Source organism: Vibrio sp. YQ_11 (assembly GCF_043103065.1).
GTDB lineage: Bacteria > Pseudomonadota > Gammaproteobacteria > Enterobacterales > Vibrionaceae > Vibrio > Vibrio parahaemolyticus.
Map to the genome: position 1 here is coordinate 436541 of NZ_JBICJM010000006.1, position 18102 is coordinate 454642.

Below are 18102 nucleotides of genomic sequence, written 5' to 3' on the forward strand. Positions count from 1 at the left end.
ATCAATGACTTACAAGCAAGAGTGGAAACCAAACTTCCGGTTTACGGAAAGCAAAAAAATTAGGGGGAAAACTCTAATTTCCTCAAAGTGGATACTGTTATTAGGAATTCTTTCGACAGGACAAACTTTCGCCAGTCCGGACCAAACCACCTTCTCATCGGAGGAGCTAAAGGCCGTTGTCGCGAAACATTTTGAACAAGAAGTAGACCGCGTAGCCAAGTCTAACCAGTGGGGCGAGTATCAACTGGAGTACGATTTGTGGGTGCCAGGTTCTGCCAACCATTTACCCAAATGCGATGCCAAATTGGTGATCACGGGTCGCGATAACCAACCTTTGCCAGTCGGTAACTTAAAGCGTTCCGTCAGTTGCGAAGACCTTACTGCTCCTTGGCGAATCAATGTCACGATCAAATCCTCGGTCACACTGCCAGTGGTGGTTGCGGCGACGACTGTAGGTCGCAGTGAAGTGGTGACAGCCAATCATCTGAAATTGGAAACTCGAACCATTTCGCGCTCAGACGATTTCTACACCGATCCTAAACGCGCCATCGGCTTGGAAACCACGCGTCGACTCCGCGCCGGACAAGTCGTCGATCCAACCAACTTAAGTGCCCCCGCTTTGATTGAGAAAGGCAATGAAATCATCATCATTGCTAGCAAAGATGGATTTAGTGCAAGCACCAAAGGTGTCGCCTTAGAAGATGGAGCGCAAGGCCAACAGATTGAGGTAGAAAACCTCAGTTCTGGAAGAGTCATTCGAGCGGTTGTGACAGGAAGAAACCAAGTTCATACTCAGTTTTGATTTTGGACTCAACGTAACATTTTTCAATTTTGCCTCTCGTCACATCACGTGAGTATCGAGTACAAAAATAAAATTTAATGTTCACCACATCCTTGTCGCCTATTGGATTTAGAACATGATGATGAGGACCACAGCATGAAAATCGACAAAGTCGCGGGCGGTCATGTCCCACAAACAAATTTCCAACAAGCAAGCAAAAAGCCTGTTGAAACAATGGAACAAACCAAAGTAAGCGAGCCTGCGTTTCAAGTAAACACAGCAGCAATTGATCGTGCCCAAGCAGAAATGAAATCGCTACCAGACGTCGATATGGAAAAAGTTGAGCAAGTTCGTAACGCGCTAGCACGCGGCGAATTGAGCCTAGATACAAAAGCGCTATCTAAGGCAATTATGCAATTCCATACTGGTCACGAGTAAAAGCACAGCATTAGGAATACACCATGGCAAGCGCGGCATCGCAGCGAATTCAGTATTTTGTTCGTTCAATTTCTGAAGACATCAAACTGTATCAGCAATTATTGACCCTACTTCAACAACAAAAGGCGTTGTATTTGAAGTTTGATGGTGAAGCACTGAACACCAACGTTCAACAACAAACACCAATACTCAATAAACTGAGCCGCTCTTCCAATGAAAGAAGCCAATGCATGCGTGAGCTGGGGTTACCGTGTAATGACTCCAGCGTAACAAGAATTTTCAACGCTTTGCCTGCCAAGATTGGTGCGCAAGCGAGAAAACAGTGGACGTTATTGGAGACACTCATCAAGCAGTGCCAACAATACAACCAGAGCAATGGCCAAAGCTCTGCTGCGTTCCATGAGTTAGTCAGTCAACTCAAACAACCTGTGCAACACACTTATGAAGATAAATCGTTTTAAACGATGGTCGTCTTGCCTACAGATTCAGCCGCCATCTCGGCTGGATACTGTAGGCCTTTTTATTTCTGCCTGTTTGTTGTTCAGTACTTCTTTTCTTTGCCAGGCAAAACCCAATACTACTGATATAGAGCAGCAGTATCAGGTTCTCGCGCCTTACAAATTACAAATCGACCAACGTCTCACTTCCGTCAATCCACTTCTCGACCACATCTTTAAGCAACTCAAAAGCAAGTCACTGCCCAAAAGTCTCGTTTTGGTGCCAATGCTAGAATCTTCTTACAACGCAAAAGCCGTTTCTCACGCCAACGCCGCGGGATTATGGCAATTGATTCCTGCAACAGCGATGCGCTTTGGTTTAACGGTTGATTCGAATGTGGATGAGCGTTTCGATACCCAAGCCAGCACGAAAGCTGCATTGGACTATCTGGCGTTTTTATACAACAAGTTTGATCAAAACCTCGCATTAACGCTGGCGGCCTATAATGCAGGAGAAGGCCGAATTGCTCGCGCTATAAAGAAAGCGGGCACCGATGACTTCCAACAGCTCACTCTGCCAAAAGAAACACATCAGTACGTCAGTCGTTTCTTCGCCTTGGAAAAACTGATAGATATCGGGCAGTTACAACACTCTTCTTTTCAGCCATTGCTTCTATTTGCTGCTGAATCTGCGGCACCATCACAGCCTCTGATCGACTTTAGTCGACTTCCTCCACTCGTTAATTTGTGATAATAATCACCAAAACAACGAATGTCAGAAGAACGTAAAATTACAAGATCCTGTTCTGCTAATTTAAAAACTCGTGATCTCGATGCAAACGTGTGCAAAAAAGTTAAGGTAATGTATCTCAAGAATAAGAAAGAGCAGTGGTTTACTGATAATAGTCCAATTTGCACTTGTTTATTGGATAGATATGCATCACATTACGTGTGCAAAAAAGATGAAAACCAATGGTTGGACCTATTAATTATTTACACACTAAATATAAAACGGCTATTGTTTTCATAGTTTGAAACAAAACTCAGAATATCGAGATGACGCTTCGCTTGCGCGTCTGGAATAAGTCCGGGTTCCGGGGGGGAGCTCGGACTTTTTTATTGCGCTTAATTGCGTAAAGAAGTGAATGATGAAATCCCTAAACACATCTTCCTAACCACTTCTAAACAACGCTTACTGAAGCTCATTCCCATTCAATAGGTATGAGCTCAGTCTTCGGCACTCTGGTGACAGCTAAAGCAACTCTTTAGCGATCAGGTGAAGTAAGAACGTTTCACGTTCGATACTCATTCCTTTCTTCGGGCTTTCTGCCATCGTCTTTTCGTTATGTGCTATCGCTTCATGGACATTCATCCAAACTGGACGCATGCCATTCTTCACTTCGTAATCTTCATACGCTGTCTCGCCCAGCTCACGATCGATTTTGCATGTGTAACAGAACGAAATCATGTGCATCACGTCGGCATCGTCTTTGTACCAAGGACGAAACTCTTCAAAAATGCCGAATGGTTTGATGCTATGAATATTTTGCGCCCCCGTTTCTTCTTCGAGTTCACGGACTAGCCCTGCAATCACATCCTCACCTTCATCAATTCCGCCACCAGGTAGCGTGTAATCGTGATAACGCTCTGTGTAGAGCAACAACACATCTTCACCATCAAGTACAATGGCACGCGCTGCATTACGCTGAAAGATAATTTTATCGTCCAGATGGTCGAGTTCTGGATGAATGGTCGATTGTAAATGTCTCATCGAAAATACCGCCGTAAATATGATGCGCGCATACTACCGGAGTTCACTCTTTAAATCATCGTTGTGTTAATAAGCAAGCCAAAGTAGCGATACCTAACCCAATTAAAGTGTACTAAACCGTTCACGAGATCGCGTTTTGTTGAGCGGCTTACGCTCGGTACATTCACCATGTATCCGCAACAGATGTGACGTACTAGCAAGCTCTTTATGAGAAATGTCTAAAATTCTTCTAAATATGTCTACGCCCTTCTTACTTTTAACATCGATAAGACAATAATTGACGAAAGTTGCCTATAATCAAGGCAATACTCGCCTATCCCATGCGGAGATAAAGATGAAAAAAACAAGTTTAATGATGGCTATGGCAGGGACAATGGTACTTGCTGGTTGTTCAACCTATGACGGCGCAACTCGCTCAACAGAGTACACCTCTGTTGCCAATCCGGCGGCCGTTTACTGTGTACAACAAGGTGGCGAACTGGACACTGTGTCAGAGAATGGTGAGCGTGTAACTTACTGTGTGCTTTCTGACGATGAACGTGTTGAACAGTGGGAATACTACCGTAACAACCACAAAGAGAGTGACGAGCAATAAACTCGAATCTAATAAATAGTAATATTATTCAATAACTAAGGAGCCAATCGGCTCCTTTTTGTTCTTTGGTATCCGCATTTTCCTACATGAACTTCACACTACTCTGACTTTACCGTATGCAAATATAATATCGAACAGCGTTCTATTCCTGACATTTCTCTGACAATACTTTCCACTTGGTCAATAAAATCATGCCAAACATCACACAAATTCACATTTCTTCCACATTTTTCTGGAAACAGGTGGTCAGGATGAAAACACAAATAGTTAAACAAGCCGAAACGGCACAAAACAACGTGATTACTGATGAGTCAAAACGCATCATCTACAAATCGTGTTTAAGCGCATTGATGATTGTTGCGATCAGTATTCTCGTCAATCTGAGTATTCGTCTTGATTACGTAGTATTGGGATCAAGTTTGGGTGAAGTCTCTATCACTGAAACCTTACAGGTGATCATGCTGGCGATTGCTTCATGGTCGTTCTTCCAGCTTTCTAAGCAAGAAGAACAAGTTAAACACGCCGCTATTTTGATTTCCGGCTTCTTCGCTGTGTTGATCATTCGCGAACTGGACTACTGGATGGATATGATCCGTCACGGATCGTGGGTATTCCCTGCGTTAACCATCACTGCTCTGGCTTGCGCAAAAGCTTACCAAGGTGGTAAAGGTACAGTGAACGAAATGGCACGTATTCTACAAGTTCCGCACATGAAGCTCTTGATTGGTGCCGTCGTTCTACTGCTTGTTTTCTCTCGCCTTTACGGCATGGGAAGCTTCTGGCAGCAAGTCATGAATGAAAGCTACATCCGCGATGTTAAGAACATTTCGGAAGAAGGCATGGAGCTGCTTTGCTACTGTCTGATTGCGTTGAGTGCTGTTCGTATGCGACGCGAAATCACTGAATAGACTCGGGATCTAAACGGCGATTGAGCGCAGTTAAAATGGGATGAAACACTTCCAATGCTCGCTCTGCTGTTGCAACCGACTCATCAAAGGCCGTCATTTCGATGGCCTTTTTCATTTCCGCAATTTGCTGCAAAACATCCATTTCTAACGGTAAAGCGCGAAGTTGATTTATTGCTTGTTTAGCCCGCAGCAAAGGCTGCGCTCGAACGCTAGTTAAATCTCGTTGAAATGCCCCACTTTTAACGCCCTCCAGATACACTCGATACGTCGTCAGTTCATCAAGTAAAAGAAACGCTTCTGCCTGTGGTCCTTGATGTGGGTATGGCACGCTAATGTGCTTCTGAATATCTAGAGAAATGTGTAAGTCTAAACCCACGGACGTGCATTGAGATTTGAGCACGCGCAGTAAGCCTTGCTCATCCATTAGCGTTTGAATTTCTAATATGCGCTCAAGATGATAGGCGTTTGATAGCAAAATGACCTCAACTGCCGCTTGGGACGGTAACGGAAATAAACCGCTTTCACACAGAACTTTCGCTGCATTTCGCATGTTTTCAAACGTATTCAAAGAGCGATTTTCAAGCAGAATTTGGCTTGTCGGAAAAGGCTTGGCCAGCGACGTATTCAGGGTCTGAAAATATGCATACATAGCGTCTGCTTCCGAAATGCTTTGTCCTTGCGTTTTTCCACCACAAAATACAAGAGCAGTATTCTCCATTGGCATTTCGAGGATCTTAGCGGCTAGTGCTTCGACTCTCGAGATGCCTTCGGCACTCAATTGGTTATTAACCAATCGCTTACCTAGTACGATGACCACGTTACCTAACTTCATACTTCTCTCTCAATTTCCCCTGCGACAAAGTCACTGTTGTGTGGTCTTTGGCATAGTTACAAAAATCTTCTTTGCCAACCGCCTTACTGGCATTAACATCTAGTTAACAATATTGTTCTAGAGACCTATGAAAGGTTCATTGCTGAAGGAAGTCAATTATGCTGTCGATTTTCGATATTTTTAAGGTCGGTGTTGGGCCATCCAGCTCCCACACTAACGGTCCTATGCTCGCCGGATTCCATTTCACTCAACTACTTAGCGACTCTATGGCGAAAGTACGTCGGGTGCAAGTTGACTTATATGGCTCTTTATCACTGACTGGTAGAGGACACCACACCGACCGAGCCACGGTGCTAGGGTTGATGGGCAATAAGCCCGATACCATCAAAATGACCAGTGCCAAAAGTGCACTGCAACACACCATCGAAAACCATACATTATCGTTAGCTGGCTCTCATCAAATTGAGTTTAGCTACGACCACGACATTGTATTTCACAGCGACAACCTGCCGCTGCATGAAAATGGTATGACGATCACCGCGCTCGATGCCGCAGGAGCTCAAGTCGCCTTTGAGACGTACTACTCTATCGGTGGTGGTTTTATTGCGACAGCGGCAGAGCTCGAACATGGCGGCCAACAAGCCAGCGCAGAAGTACCTTTCCCTTTTTCATCCGCAGACGAAATGTTGGAAAAAGCAGAGAAAAATGGCCTCAGCCTTGGTGGCATGATCCTGCAAAATGAGCTGGCATTTCGAGAGCAAGAAGAAATTGACCAAAGAGCTGAACAAATTTGGAAAGTGATGTCACTGTGTATGCAGCGTGGTTTCGATACTGAAGGGATCCTTGAAGGGGGCTTGAACGTCACTCGCCGAGCTCCGAATCTGTTGAAAAAACTAGAAGCGAATGCAGCAGTAGAAAATGATCCAATGGAGATCATGGACTGGATTAACTTGTTTGCCTTTGCGGTCAGCGAAGAGAACGCGGCAGGCGGGCAAGTCGTCACATCACCAACTAACGGTGCCGCAGGTGTTATCCCAGCAGTATTGATGTACTACCATCGATTCATCAAAGAGCTGGACCTTAAGCAACTAAAAGACTTTCTCGCCGTTGCTGGAGCGATTGGTATTTTATACAAAACCAACGCGTCCATTTCTGGGGCGGAAGTCGGCTGTCAAGGTGAGGTGGGAGTTTCCTCTTCTATGGCTGCGGCTGGCCTAACCGCCTTGCGAGGAGGCAGCAACGAGCAAATTTGTATCGCAGCTGAAATTGCAATGGAACACTCTCTCGGTATGACCTGCGACCCAATAGGGGGACTGGTTCAAGTGCCTTGTATTGAACGCAATGCGATGGGCGCAGTAAAAGCGATTAACGCATCACGAATGGCACTAAAGCGCACTAGCAAATGTCTTATTTCATTAGATAAAGTTATCGAAACCATGTACCAAACTGGTAAAGATATGAATAAGAAATATCGCGAGACATCTCTAGGTGGTTTGGCAATCATAAACATATGTTAATATCACTACTCAAATGGATTTTATGGTAGTGATATGAAAAAAGCATACTCATACATACGTTACTCTTCCCCTCAACAAGCAAGCGGTGATAGCTATCGCCGCCAACTGGCGGCTACACAAGCCTATTGTGATGCCAATGGCTACGAGCTTGATACTGAGCTATCCATTTACAAAGAACTTGGTGTAAGTGGATTCAAGGGCGACCAAGAGCATTTAAAGCAATTTATCAATGATTGTGAAACGGGAAAGGTTAAGAAAGGGAGCTTGCTTGTAGTCGAAAACCTTGATCGGCTTTCTCGACAAGCGATTAATGTCGCTATGCGACAATTTCTGAGTCTTCTCGAATACGTTGATATTTACACCTTACAAGACAAGAAGCACTATTCGAACAATGACGGGCGAGATAGTGAAAACCAACTATTAGACATAATGACAAGCCTTATCATCATGTCGCGCGCGCACGAAGAAAGCCTTACAAAGCAAAAAAGATTAAAAGAATCTTGGGCAAACCAAAGAAAAAACGCTCATAAAGTCAAAATGAGCGGTTGTTATCCTCATTGGTTAGTGAGATCTGACGATAAAACCGAGTTTTTCGTCAAAGAAGATCGGGCGCAAATCATCAAAGATATGCTTGATATGTGCATAAACGGACTTGGGGCTACTCAAATAGTCCGTACTTTGAACCAAAATATTGAGAGATACCCACCACCATCACAAAAAAAAGAGTTTTGGGTTAGATCAACCGTAAAACGGTTGTTGTCTGATCGACGATTATTAGGGGAACACCAACTTTACAAGGGGCATCACGCCAAGCGTGAGCCTGTTGGAGAGCCGATCAAAGACTATTTTCCACAAGTCATTGACGAAAAGACGTTTGTTAATGCGCAAATTTCACTAAAATCACGAAAGATCGGAGCGGGAAAAGTAAAAGCGGATTCTTTTTCAAATATTTTTCGTGGTTTTTTACGTTGTGGTCATTGTGATTCGCCTGTTGAATATGTCAACAAAGCCGCTAAACAAGCCTCTACGCTGTATTTGACTTGTAGTAATGCAAAGCGTGGCGGTGACTGTAATCACTCAAAGCACTATCGTTATTTGCCGTTAGAGCATATGTTAATTCATTTATCTACCGCTAACGGTTTCCTTCCAAAACCTGAAAAACCAAGTGATTTAGAACAACAATTAGAAATCATAAAAGAAAAGAAAGAACAAGCAAATGAAAAGCTTTCTGTGCTGCTTGAAAAAAACTTTACTGCACCTATCATACTGGAAAAAATCGAAGAATTAACAAATGATGTAGAACAATATAGTTATCAAATAGCTGAAATTGAAGATAAATTACTATCTATAAAGCCTGATTATACATATGAAGATCTGTATCATGACGCTGTTTTAGAAAGCGATCTACTCAAAAAATTCTCAAATAGATCCATGTTTAATAGCTATCTACGAAAAAAAATAGATAGTGCTTACCTGTATTCAATTGGTTTATTTCCTTGTATAGCGTTTAAAATGAATAACAAGAGCGTCCATGTGCTTGTTTTAGACGAGCGTTATAATTTTGGGGGCTGTTCCTTGCCTAATGAAAAAGACAAGCTAATAAGGCTAAATGGTGAAGAAATAGAGGCTATTGATGAAATGATTTGGAAAATGTTTGGTAATGCAATTGATTTTATCAATGGTATTGATGAGGAAAATGAGGAACTAAATAAAATAATAAGGAAAATAAGTCTATTGATGAGTAAGTTTATTATGGATAATAAAAATAAAGAGCTAATATCTGAGTTTAATTCTTTTTTGAATACCTCGATTGAAAAAAGTTATCAAAATTGACAACTTTAATTAGTTGTCTTTTTAAAAATCCCCGCACCTGTCCCGCAAGAACCTTCGAAAACCTTGTAGGACGTTGTTAGAAAACAATGTAACATATATTATTGTCTTTATTTCTTTAAATTAAGTTATCAAAAATGACAACTTAAAAGGGAGCTAATGGCAAGAATGTTATTTTCGTCTTATTAGTTTCTTTTGTCTTCCTTTCGAAATCAACAAACTTCGCTTCTTTGAGTTTTTTTAAGCATCGTGAAAAATTTGTTTTATTCATTCCGTTAAATAGATGCTCAATATCTGAATATTTGGTGAAAGATACGCTATTGCTGTATTCTTCTTTTTGTTTTAACAATGTGTAATAAACAAATAAATCACTTTTTGAAATATCACACATAAAAAACTCTTCCATCATGCCTAATAAATCTTCTATTTGTATATTTTGATTTTGCATATTTTCTCCTTTGTCTATGAGAATAATATAACACAAAAAAATAAGTTATCAATATAGATAACAAAAAAAGGTTCGAACGGACCAAAATTGATAACAAGCATCTGTGTAAGTGATTTTTTCTATAATATAATTGAACTACAGTATTATAAGAAAAGATCTTAAGATTTATATTTAAGGGAATGCTTTAGCATTCTATTGGGGACCCGATGCAGCAAACCGAGTCCCTATGCATTTCACTAAAAAAATATATAATTTTAGTAGTGATTTGCACATGTCGGATTGCAGCTTCAGGTCACTCTTGGGCCCTTCGCAGGTCTTAATCATTTGCTAAACGTTAAAACATTGGAAACTATTCAGACTTAGCTTTGTCTGCCACCGCACCCTTTCCAACCACTCATATTGTTTTAATTAACCCTGTTTATGACTACTTTTAAAGTCGAGCATCTGGGTAGTACACCTCTCGCCTCTTTGCTTTTTTCTAATTAAAACGAGTGTCCTCGTAGGTTGTCTATTGACGGTAATCCTTGTTATAGACTAAAGCAGTTCATCCCAAAACATCTTTATTTCCAAAATGAACCGTATTGCTGATTTTTACAAGAGTTAAAACAAAAAAAGCATAACTCTTGTTGAATTATGCTGGCCAGATTTATAAATAATCTCATTTTTTTACTATTGTGTCTTGCAAGTTTTGAGAGACGTGGTAAAACAATAAATGAGATTATCGAGCTGTCGCCAAACATTCAACAATCTTAAAAAGGGCTTCGTTTATTTCGAAGCCCTTTTTACTTCTAATAATAAGGCTATCATGTATATTTTAATTGTCAATTAGTTGAAGTTGAATAATTAATGGTGATTTATGTTTAATAAAAATATTAACTCACTTTTTTCCACTCATATATCAATATTCTTATTTTTAATTGTGAATATTTTTAATAATACGAGGTAAATTAATAACAGAATTGTCATTAATTTGGGTTTTGACTTGGATCACATATCGACTATTGGTTTTTCTCTTTAGTTTGCATATATTGTCATTAAGTTAAACGAGTATTAGGTTAAAAAGTAATAAATGCTGTTAGAAAAGCAATGTTATGGTGCAGGTGTGGACGCCATTCAGTACATAGTTGATACACGGATTCAGAGTGGGAAGTCAACTTTTCAACGTTTGGATGAAGACAAAAACGTCCCTTTCGTTGTGCCCTCTGTAACATGGGATAACACTAATAGAGTTGGCTCGTTGAACAATGAACACTGGTACTTTAAAGTTGGCTATGCCTTTAGAGAAGCGCTTGATCTCATTTTTATGGAAAGAACCAGGGACAAAAGGAAAGTCAACTTATGGACTCAAGGCTGCATTCTATCTTTTCAGGAAGGTGATCTTATTAACTCTAAGGATGGGAAGCGATATGTACAAGTGAAGTATGCATCGCCTATGGGTTGGGATGAAGCCAAGCAGGAAATGTTTTACGGTAGTGTTACTTTTATCGATGTAGATTCATCAACAGGTATATCTGAAACTAAAAGCTTAACACAATTAGACTTTTTAAAATTACTAATCGAGGGATAACTATGGAGGATATTTCAGTTTTTGAGCTTTTAGGTATTAATTCTGGTGATGCTATAACTGTTGATAACCCATGGTCAGGTAATGGTCCGAGAGAAGTTATTCCACTGTCTTTATCTCGAAATGGTATTTCTATCCGATCTATAGACTGCCGCTATGGTGATATTCGCTACGTTGGTGGTGATTGGGATATTTTTATGTCTAATGGCGAAATAATATCCCTTCAAGATATTCCATATATATCCAAGAAAATTAATGAGTGGAACTCACGGAAAGACATACAAAAAGAAGCTAAGGAAAATATAAATCTTGAAGATATTGAACGAGAGTACGCTACAATAAATGAAGTCTTGGATTCAATCAACGTTAGTAATTTAAAAGTTGCTATAACTGGAACTCTTCCACTGCCACGTAGTGAAGTAAGAGCGTTACTTGAAAGTAAAGGTGCAACCGTTGTAGGCTCTGTAAGCCGAAATACTTCATTTTTGTTTATGGGAAATACAGGTAAGTATGAGATAACAAGTAAAATGCAAAAAGCTCATGACTTAGGTGTAAAAATAATAACTTTATAAATACATCACTTTTAATAACAACATTAAAAAATTCTGTCGTTTAATGGTATTAAATTTATTAATTGTTTCTTCATATACTTAGATAAAACGACAGAAAAAACGAACCTTTATAAAAGTAATTGAACTTTGACATCTTCATTGTTTAATGTATCTAAATCTGTTAACGCCTCAAACCACTACGCTTTCTTCTTTCTTTTTTGATTTCTGTATCGATAGCCTGATCATCACCCTTGATAGACTCCTTGATTTCGTATGCCTGTTGAGTGGCATACTCATCACCAATATCTTCAATATCATTGTACGCAACCGCTGCATTTTTCAAGCTTTCCTTTTTATTGTTGTTTATCCATTCCCAAGCTTGATTTATAAAATCCTTAAATCTTTGTGATAAAGTTTTCATATTTTCTTGAAGTTCTTCAACTTCTACTTCCAATTTTCCTTTTTCAACAATTAGATCATTTCTTTCTTTGATTAATCCCTTATTTTTTTCTTTATAATCATTTATTTTTTTAGCTGTTTTCTTGGATTTCTCCGACATGTAATTAACCATATTTCCAACTCTTTCAGTCTTTGGTAAATTACTTTGACTTGCTAAAAATGTTCTCAATTCTTTCTCTTCATCTGTAAGTTCTTTTTTTTCAAACTTAATATCGATGTTGTGTTTTTTCAAAATCTTATTTGCTTTTCTGTAAAAAGCTTCTTGTATCATTTCACCAGAAAGTGTTCGTTCTTCATCTGTTGCTTTGTTGTAAGGCTTCTTTAATGCTTCTTCAACATCAATTTTAACGCCAGATCTATCTTTTTTTAGATGAGTCTTTTGTGCTATTTTTAATCCAAGATTATGACTGCGTTCAGTAATATCAAACTTTTTAGTTTCATTATTATATCCACTAACTATAAAATGAACGTGATCATCTACTTCATTTCCTTTTGATGTTCGCTCATCCAGATGAATATATCCTCTCAAAACATCGTAATCACTGAAGTATTCCTCGTGAAAACTCTGCATAATTTCTGTCATAATTTCAGGAGTTAAGCCTTTTTTATTGTGTTTAGGGATTTTAAATAGCCTTTCTTCTACGATAATTGAATTAGGTTTTAATTCAGTATTTTTTATATTATTGGTATTTAACTGCATACCAGAAATGCCATCTTTAATTTTCATAAGATTGTTTTTCTTAGCGTTTAACGATTTAACTTTTGTATCAGGAGTTAATTCATCAAAGAATAATTTCGCCCTAACGATCGCCTGTTCTGATATGTCATAGTTTTTGTTTGACTTGCCTTGCTCTTTGATGGTTTTACATTCTTCAATTAACGGCTGCAGTGCATTTCTTTCCTTGTCGCTCATCGATTCAGGATTAATCCTTGCGTAGTAATCGATTGATTTTCTAACAGCTTTTTTTTCTTTAACTGTGAGGATATCAGCTTTTTCAAGCTCTGTTTGAATGTGTTCGTTCGACTTCGAAACAACATTTTCAATCAGAGAGTTGATAAGGTTCTTCTCATCTGCCACCTTTCCATCAAGCCAGTCAGGTCCAAATTTTGACAGTTTGAAATCTGCATCAATGATAAAATTATTGTGGATTTCATTCAGATTGAAATCTTCTTTTGCTTGTCGTGTTTCAGGTTTGTAATTTCTAATTAGATGCCTAATTAGATTTTTCAAACGAGTTGTGTGCTTTGCTCTTATTCTGTTATTTTTAAATAGTAAGGTAGACATTTTATTATTCTCCGTTTTTGTCTTTTAGCGATTAAACTGCAAGTTTACCATTTACCTTGAATACGATTATTTGGCCGAAGGACAAAAATCGGGGTCAAGGACTATAAATGGTTATTGTAATAAACTCACTTCGTTCGCTTTATTAAAAAGTTATAACTTAAGTTTCGTTATTGTCAAAGTTGACAACTTTAATTTAAATGGAAAATTATCAACAATGACAATAAACAAGGAGAAAAAAATGATTTGTTATGATGCAAATAAAATTATCGTAAATTACATTTGTTCAAAAATTACAAAGAAAGATTTGGAAGCCTACATAATACTTGTTGACCATGTTAAAAAACAAAACAAGAGTTCTGTGTTAGTCAACGCTACAAACTATGATGAGATAGCGAAAGGTTATGCTTTCTCACAAAGCTATCCAAATTTTTGTCGTTCGCTAAGAAAGCTGCTGGTTGGATTGAGAAAGGAGAGGAAATCACATTACTGATAGGGAAGACAGAGACACTGTAGAGTGTCTCTTTTTTGTTCTCAAATCTATAGTAGTGTTATTGACACAAGTTTATCCATATGGCACCACCATGTGAATAATAAGTACGCATAATTTGCATCTTTCTTTACACATCGCATTGTTGGTGGCACTCAGCATCAACAGTGCGATTTCTTCCCTTCCTTGTATCAATACTCGTCTGCTTTCCATCATTTATTTTTCAATACATTAAATTCGTTATTAGCATTTTATTTTGATAAAAATTTATAAATTGGTTTTTATAACTGCATTTTTCAACTTGATCTAGAACAACGGATAAGCAAATAACAAACTTCACATTAGAAAATATAGTGCGCATTTTGTTAGTTATGCGACAATTATTTCAATACTCAATATCTCGTTTAAGTAACATTTAACAGAAATAATCACTATCTTTCTCCGCTAATGTGAGTACAAAATTATGTGGAATAAACTAAACAAATCTATGATGTTCTGCCAAATGATGTTTGGCTTATCATTTTATGGCGTGCTAGTGAGCTTAACTCGCTTTTTTCTAGAAGATCTAAATTACAACGAAGCCGATACGATGATGATCGTGGGCGCTTTTTCTGCCATTGGGCCATTGTTTGCCATCGCTGGCGGATTTATTGCGGATAAGTTTTTAGGAGCTTACCGCTCTCTGTCCATCGCCTTTCTGGCGTTCGCTGCGGGTTACGTTTTGCTGGTACTTGGTGCTTCGGCGACAAACGTTCCTTTATCGATGTGTGGTATCGCTCTAGCAAGCTACGGCCGTGGTTTGATGTCACCTTCTTACCCAAGTCTTTACAAACGCACTTTTAAATCACAAGAAGATTTCGAAAAAGGTTACCCAATCAACTATTCAGTGAACAATGTCGGCGCTTTTTTAGGCCAGTACCTGTTCCCGATGATCGTGCTGGTAATTGGCTTTAACGGCGGCTTTACCATCTCTGCCGTCATGGCAGGCGCTGCACTTGTGATGTTATTGATGTTCAGAAAGGGCCTAACTGGTGTAGCTGCTGAACTTGACCAAAAAGCGGTAAGCTTGAAAAACTGGGTATTCTTCGCACTGATTTCCGTCGCCATGATCGCGTTGGTGTTCTTCATGTTCTCAAACATGGATATTGGTCAAAACATCGTTTATGCCATCGGTGGCGCTGCGATTCTTTACTTCGTCTCTTTAATGCTGAAAGCCAGCAAAGCTGAGTCATTGAAGATGGGCACCATCCTCATTGTGACCTTCTTGACTACGTGTTTCTTCGTCTACTACGGACAAATGATGACGTCAATGAACATGGTGGCAATCAATACTTTGAAAGGCTCACTGTTTGGCTTTATCCCACTTGAGCCAGAAGCAGCAATGGCAATGAACCCACTTTGGTGTATGGTTGGTGGCCCTATTGTTGCGGGCTTCTTCGGTATGCTTGAAAAACGCGACGTCCACCTTTCGACAGCAACTAAAATCGCGATGGCGTTTGTACTCACTGCAATTGCATTTGGCATCCTAACGTTTGCAGTCACAACCGTTGGTAAAGATGTGGTGATCATGCCTGAAATCTTCTTGGCGATTCACTTCTTCCAAGCCATTGCGGAAGTTATCGTTGGCTCAATGGTAGTAGCATTCATTCTGTCTGTAGCACCAAAACATATCGAGAACTTCTCGGTTAGTCTATTCTCCGTTGCTATCGCACTGAGTGGTATCGTTGGCGCCGCTTTCTCAACGTCAATTGCGATGGAAAAAGGCCAAGAGATCACTCAAGAAATCGTACAAACGGTATACGGTGATTACTTCCAACTGCTTACTGTACTAGCGGTTGTGATGGTGGCGATTGCTATGGCAACATCGGTTGTTATTCGCAAAATGCTGGATGCGGCAAAAGAAAGCGAAGCACAAGCGCAACCTGTCGAGATTGAAGCGGGTGTCGAGGTACAGAGCTAATCGCTTTCGCACCGCCACTTGATTACATACGCAATCAACAAACAAAAATGCCGCGAATTCATCGCGGCATTTTCGTAATGACAACGTGACCGATTAATCGCGGCGGCCACGAAGTTCAATGGGTTGGGTAGATGCATCGGTTTGAATCATCACGCCACCGTACATCGCTTCATTACGGCCTTTCAACGTAAGTTGCGAGTTTGCGCGTTCAACATCCACTTGGTTCGTATTACTCATTGTCATGTCAATGGTACCTGTGTATGAACCATCCGCAGCAAATGCCACATTCGCTGAGCAAACCATCAAGCCTAATGCGATTAGTTTTTTCATACATCACCTCTGTTATTGTCTGTACCTGTGTCGATGTAGAAACTGTATCAACGCAAAGGGGATGAGACGAGGAAACTCCTGATTTACCAAATGGAAATCCCCTTTCTTCACCTCCGATAGATGCCTCAAGAAAATTGACCGTTTGCTGTCTTTGGATGATCAGCTCAACGCTATGATGTGAAGCGAGCCGAATTGTTGGAGTAAAGAATGGCGATTAATCTGGATATTCAAAACATTCTTGTGCTGAAGCGCATGTATGAGCTGCGCAATGTTCGGTTAGTCGCAGAGTCGTTAGGAAAAACATCCGGAGCCATCAGTAAAAACCTCACCAAGATGAAAACCCAGTTCGATGATCCTCTGTTTGTGCAAACAAAACATGGCTTTGAGCCGACGACGTTTGTCGAAACAAACATGGCACACTTCGAACAGATTCTGATGAGTGTGGACTCCATTAAGCCGCAAAACTTTTCCCCAGAGAGCTTTGATGGGCAACTGTCGATTTATGCCAACACGCTATTTTGGGATTACTTCGGCGATGAGCTTTACCTGAGCCTGCTAAAACAAGCACCTCGAGCCAAATTTTCGTTTCTGCGCTGGGGAAACGAAGCTAAAAACCGTTTAATAGATGGTGAAAATGCGGTCGCAATCCACTACTTTGATGAGGACTTACCTCAATCGGTCGCACAAAAAGAGTTGGGAAAAGGAAAGGCCGTCTTTTTTGTTCGCAAAGAGCATCCAGCGCAAGATTTTGATGACTTGCAGCTCTACCCCTTTTTACTCTTCAAAACACCAGGATGGAATGACTACCGATACCCTCTGTTGGAACGCTTGAAGAACATTGGCTTTAATGCATCGCCAAAAGTGGAAATAGAACACCCTGCGATGATCCACAAAATCATCCTTCAAACCGATCATTTCGGTATCACGATGAGTGACCATGTCCCGCAGGGATGCAGAAGTATCGCACTACCGAACCGCTTAGAATTGAATGTCAGCTACGTGATGAGTTGTCGGCGTTCACAGCAACACGCACCATTAAATCTATGGTTATTTGATAAGATTAAACACGTGATTGCAAACTAACGTTCTTTTAGTATGCCCAAAGTAATCGCTTGGTGATGTTGACGCAGATAATCGATATCTTGCAAATACGCGATGTGATGTTCCTCTTCCAAATTAGCTTGAAATCTCTCATCCCTACAGCTTGCCATCAGTCTCATGTAATCAACCAAAGCCGTGAGCCTTAACGTCATCACATCCACCAGATTTTCTCGCTCTAATTTCGAGCAGCCATACGCGTCACAAAACAGCTTGGCGCGTTGAATTTGCTGTTCCAAGTTGCCCATTCGGTCATTTTCATCCGTTTTAAAAGGAGCCCAACCGTAAATGGAAAAAGCAACGTCCCATAAACGAGGAGCAGGATGTGCGGTATCAAAATCGAATACACCAACCACGGTTTCACCATTTAGTGCAACATTGTATGGCATAAAATCCCCATGACAAATCACCTCTTGGGGGACTCGATCAGGTAACATCCAATGACACACTTCGCTTTGATGTGAAATGAGAAAATCTTCTGAAGCATCATGCATTCTACGCAACATTTTGGCCGCGGATAAAAGTGCAGTAACAGAAGCAATAGAACCTTGCAGTGGATAGTTGAAGGTATCTCCTTCCACAAAGCTCAACCACTCTTTACCACCCTCAATCCCAATCACTTTGGGGCATTGCGTGAATCCATTGGAATGAAGGTGATTTAACAACTGGTGGACGGTCATCGTCCAAGAGCTTGCCGGACGACTAACGCGATCACCAGTACGATAAATGGCATTATCCCGACCACCTTGTAGCATTTCCATGACTTTTCCTTGTTCGATCAGATTTGGGGCGACGATTGAAACAAGCGTCA

At 40.3% G+C, this 18102-nt stretch carries 19 protein-coding genes; 13 read left to right on the forward strand and 6 right to left on the reverse strand.

The window, feature by feature from the left end; translation table 11 throughout:
• Positions 1 to 4 precede the first annotated feature (4 nt).
• The 4 genes from flgA to ACF8EG_RS04440 all read left to right on the forward strand — a co-directional run bounded on the left by flgA (position 5) and on the right by ACF8EG_RS04440 (position 2407).
• Positions 5 to 802, forward strand: a complete 798-nt coding sequence (gene flgA, locus ACF8EG_RS04425) for a flagellar basal body P-ring formation chaperone FlgA (protein WP_079855986.1) — start codon at positions 5 to 7, stop codon at positions 800 to 802.
• Positions 803 to 937: 135 nt separating this feature from the next.
• Entirely contained in the window at positions 938 to 1219 is a 282-nt protein-coding gene (gene flgM / locus ACF8EG_RS04430; protein ID WP_069504947.1) for a flagellar biosynthesis anti-sigma factor FlgM, read from the forward strand.
• A gap of 23 nt (positions 1220 to 1242) precedes the next feature.
• Complete coding sequence (flgN, locus tag ACF8EG_RS04435; RefSeq protein ID WP_005463929.1) at positions 1243 to 1680, forward strand: flagellar export chaperone FlgN; 438 nt, start codon at positions 1243 to 1245, stop codon at positions 1678 to 1680.
• Positions 1661 to 2407, forward strand: a complete 747-nt coding sequence (locus tag ACF8EG_RS04440) for a lytic transglycosylase domain-containing protein (protein ID WP_005481481.1) — start codon at positions 1661 to 1663, stop codon at positions 2405 to 2407. Before flgN ends, ACF8EG_RS04440 begins: the two co-directional genes overlap by 20 nt.
• A 501-nt stretch (positions 2408 to 2908) precedes the next feature.
• Here ACF8EG_RS04440 and ACF8EG_RS04445 read toward each other — a convergent pair.
• Positions 2909 to 3427 (reverse strand): NUDIX hydrolase, encoded by a 519-nt coding sequence (locus ACF8EG_RS04445; protein ID WP_005497962.1) that lies wholly within the window; start codon positions 3425 to 3427, stop codon positions 2909 to 2911.
• A gap of 334 nt (positions 3428 to 3761) precedes the next feature.
• Here ACF8EG_RS04445 and ACF8EG_RS04450 point away from each other — a divergent pair, with 334 nt between their 5' ends.
• Positions 3762 to 4022, forward strand: coding sequence for a DUF333 domain-containing protein (locus ACF8EG_RS04450; RefSeq protein WP_005463993.1), 261 nt, complete (start codon positions 3762 to 3764; stop codon positions 4020 to 4022).
• Positions 4023 to 4273: 251 nt separating this feature from the next.
• Positions 4274 to 4930, forward strand: coding sequence for a hypothetical protein (locus ACF8EG_RS04455; protein WP_025794648.1), 657 nt, complete (start codon positions 4274 to 4276; stop codon positions 4928 to 4930).
• Here ACF8EG_RS04455 and ACF8EG_RS04460 read toward each other — a convergent pair.
• Entirely contained in the window at positions 4920 to 5762 is an 843-nt protein-coding gene (locus tag ACF8EG_RS04460; RefSeq protein ID WP_045546300.1) for a YdcF family protein, read from the reverse strand. The genes ACF8EG_RS04455 and ACF8EG_RS04460 overlap by 11 nt on opposite strands.
• 158 nt (positions 5763 to 5920) lie before the next feature.
• Here ACF8EG_RS04460 and ACF8EG_RS04465 point away from each other — a divergent pair, with 158 nt between their 5' ends.
• Both ACF8EG_RS04465 and ACF8EG_RS04470 read left to right on the forward strand, forming a co-directional pair.
• Positions 5921 to 7279: an L-serine ammonia-lyase gene (locus ACF8EG_RS04465; protein WP_206926011.1), complete on the forward strand. Its 1359-nt coding sequence runs from the start codon at positions 5921 to 5923 to the stop codon at positions 7277 to 7279.
• A gap of 33 nt (positions 7280 to 7312) precedes the next feature.
• The gene (locus ACF8EG_RS04470; protein WP_206948633.1) at positions 7313 to 9112 is read left to right on the forward strand and encodes a recombinase family protein; all 1800 of its coding nucleotides are present in this window, start codon (positions 7313 to 7315) and stop codon (positions 9110 to 9112) included.
• Positions 9113 to 9254: 142 nt separating this feature from the next.
• On the opposite strand, the gene ACF8EG_RS04475 is transcribed toward ACF8EG_RS04470, so the two are convergent.
• Complete coding sequence (locus tag ACF8EG_RS04475) at positions 9255 to 9557, reverse strand: hypothetical protein (RefSeq protein WP_053542281.1); 303 nt, start codon at positions 9555 to 9557, stop codon at positions 9255 to 9257.
• Between the two features lie 1069 nt (positions 9558 to 10626).
• Here ACF8EG_RS04475 and ACF8EG_RS04480 point away from each other — a divergent pair.
• Together ACF8EG_RS04480 and ACF8EG_RS04485 are read left to right on the forward strand one after the other, a co-directional pair.
• Positions 10627 to 11124: a hypothetical protein gene (locus tag ACF8EG_RS04480; protein ID WP_206926009.1), complete on the forward strand. Its 498-nt coding sequence runs from the start codon at positions 10627 to 10629 to the stop codon at positions 11122 to 11124.
• 2 nt (positions 11125 to 11126) lie between these two features.
• Complete coding sequence (locus tag ACF8EG_RS04485) at positions 11127 to 11693, forward strand: BRCT domain-containing protein (protein WP_206926008.1); 567 nt, start codon at positions 11127 to 11129, stop codon at positions 11691 to 11693.
• Positions 11694 to 11853: 160 nt separating this feature from the next.
• Here ACF8EG_RS04485 and ACF8EG_RS04490 read toward each other — a convergent pair whose 3' ends face one another.
• Entirely contained in the window at positions 11854 to 13416 is a 1563-nt protein-coding gene (locus ACF8EG_RS04490; RefSeq protein WP_206974077.1) for a hypothetical protein, read from the reverse strand.
• A gap of 238 nt (positions 13417 to 13654) precedes the next feature.
• On the opposite strand from ACF8EG_RS04490, the gene ACF8EG_RS04495 reads away from it, so the two are divergent.
• Positions 13655 to 13906: a hypothetical protein gene (locus ACF8EG_RS04495; RefSeq protein WP_206926005.1), complete on the forward strand. Its 252-nt coding sequence runs from the start codon at positions 13655 to 13657 to the stop codon at positions 13904 to 13906.
• Between the two features lie 460 nt (positions 13907 to 14366).
• Entirely contained in the window at positions 14367 to 15863 is a 1497-nt protein-coding gene (locus ACF8EG_RS04500; protein ID WP_069504949.1) for a peptide MFS transporter, read from the forward strand.
• Positions 15864 to 15956: 93 nt separating this feature from the next.
• Here the strand turns inward: ACF8EG_RS04500 and ACF8EG_RS04505 are convergent, their stop codons facing one another.
• Complete coding sequence (locus ACF8EG_RS04505) at positions 15957 to 16193, reverse strand: hypothetical protein (RefSeq protein ID WP_005464033.1); 237 nt, start codon at positions 16191 to 16193, stop codon at positions 15957 to 15959.
• A 207-nt stretch (positions 16194 to 16400) separates the two neighbouring features.
• Between ACF8EG_RS04505 and ACF8EG_RS04510 the strand changes: the two genes are divergently transcribed.
• Positions 16401 to 17276 (forward strand): LysR family transcriptional regulator, encoded by an 876-nt coding sequence (locus ACF8EG_RS04510; protein WP_020841765.1) that lies wholly within the window; start codon positions 16401 to 16403, stop codon positions 17274 to 17276.
• Here ACF8EG_RS04510 and ACF8EG_RS04515 read toward each other — a convergent pair.
• The gene (locus ACF8EG_RS04515) at positions 17273 to 18052 is read right to left on the reverse strand and encodes a phosphotransferase enzyme family protein (protein ID WP_065969861.1); all 780 of its coding nucleotides are present in this window, start codon (positions 18050 to 18052) and stop codon (positions 17273 to 17275) included. The two genes, ACF8EG_RS04510 and ACF8EG_RS04515, sit on opposite strands and share 4 nt — an antisense overlap.
• Between the last annotated feature and the right edge of the window lie 50 nt (positions 18053 to 18102).

What these genes read in the sequence shown, in the direction of transcription:
- ACF8EG_RS04445 (WP_005497962.1), bottom strand. Translation starts at nt 3,427, where the DNA reads ATGAGACATTTACAATCGACCATTCATCCAGAACTCGACCATCTGGAC.
- ACF8EG_RS04505 (WP_005464033.1), bottom strand. Translation starts at nt 16,193, where the DNA reads ATGAAAAAACTAATCGCATTAGGCTTGATGGTTTGCTCAGCGAATGTG.
- ACF8EG_RS04515 (WP_065969861.1), bottom strand. Translation starts at nt 18,052, where the DNA reads ATGGAAATGCTACAAGGTGGTCGGGATAATGCCATTTATCGTACTGGT.
- ACF8EG_RS04510 (WP_020841765.1), top strand. Translation starts at nt 16,401, where the DNA reads ATGGCGATTAATCTGGATATTCAAAACATTCTTGTGCTGAAGCGCATG.
- ACF8EG_RS04485 (WP_206926008.1), top strand. Translation starts at nt 11,127, where the DNA reads ATGGAGGATATTTCAGTTTTTGAGCTTTTAGGTATTAATTCTGGTGAT.
- ACF8EG_RS04500 (WP_069504949.1), top strand. Translation starts at nt 14,367, where the DNA reads ATGTGGAATAAACTAAACAAATCTATGATGTTCTGCCAAATGATGTTT.
- flgA (WP_079855986.1), top strand. Translation starts at nt 5, where the DNA reads ATGACTTACAAGCAAGAGTGGAAACCAAACTTCCGGTTTACGGAAAGC.
- flgM (WP_069504947.1), top strand. Translation starts at nt 938, where the DNA reads ATGAAAATCGACAAAGTCGCGGGCGGTCATGTCCCACAAACAAATTTC.
- ACF8EG_RS04480 (WP_206926009.1), top strand. Translation starts at nt 10,627, where the DNA reads ATGCTGTTAGAAAAGCAATGTTATGGTGCAGGTGTGGACGCCATTCAG.
- ACF8EG_RS04475 (WP_053542281.1), bottom strand. Translation starts at nt 9,557, where the DNA reads ATGCAAAATCAAAATATACAAATAGAAGATTTATTAGGCATGATGGAA.
- ACF8EG_RS04495 (WP_206926005.1), top strand. Translation starts at nt 13,655, where the DNA reads ATGATTTGTTATGATGCAAATAAAATTATCGTAAATTACATTTGTTCA.
- ACF8EG_RS04450 (WP_005463993.1), top strand. Translation starts at nt 3,762, where the DNA reads ATGAAAAAAACAAGTTTAATGATGGCTATGGCAGGGACAATGGTACTT.
- ACF8EG_RS04460 (WP_045546300.1), bottom strand. Translation starts at nt 5,762, where the DNA reads ATGAAGTTAGGTAACGTGGTCATCGTACTAGGTAAGCGATTGGTTAAT.
- ACF8EG_RS04465 (WP_206926011.1), top strand. Translation starts at nt 5,921, where the DNA reads ATGCTGTCGATTTTCGATATTTTTAAGGTCGGTGTTGGGCCATCCAGC.
- flgN (WP_005463929.1), top strand. Translation starts at nt 1,243, where the DNA reads ATGGCAAGCGCGGCATCGCAGCGAATTCAGTATTTTGTTCGTTCAATT.
- ACF8EG_RS04490 (WP_206974077.1), bottom strand. Translation starts at nt 13,416, where the DNA reads ATGTCTACCTTACTATTTAAAAATAACAGAATAAGAGCAAAGCACACA.
- ACF8EG_RS04455 (WP_025794648.1), top strand. Translation starts at nt 4,274, where the DNA reads ATGAAAACACAAATAGTTAAACAAGCCGAAACGGCACAAAACAACGTG.
- ACF8EG_RS04470 (WP_206948633.1), top strand. Translation starts at nt 7,313, where the DNA reads ATGAAAAAAGCATACTCATACATACGTTACTCTTCCCCTCAACAAGCA.
- ACF8EG_RS04440 (WP_005481481.1), top strand. Translation starts at nt 1,661, where the DNA reads ATGAAGATAAATCGTTTTAAACGATGGTCGTCTTGCCTACAGATTCAG.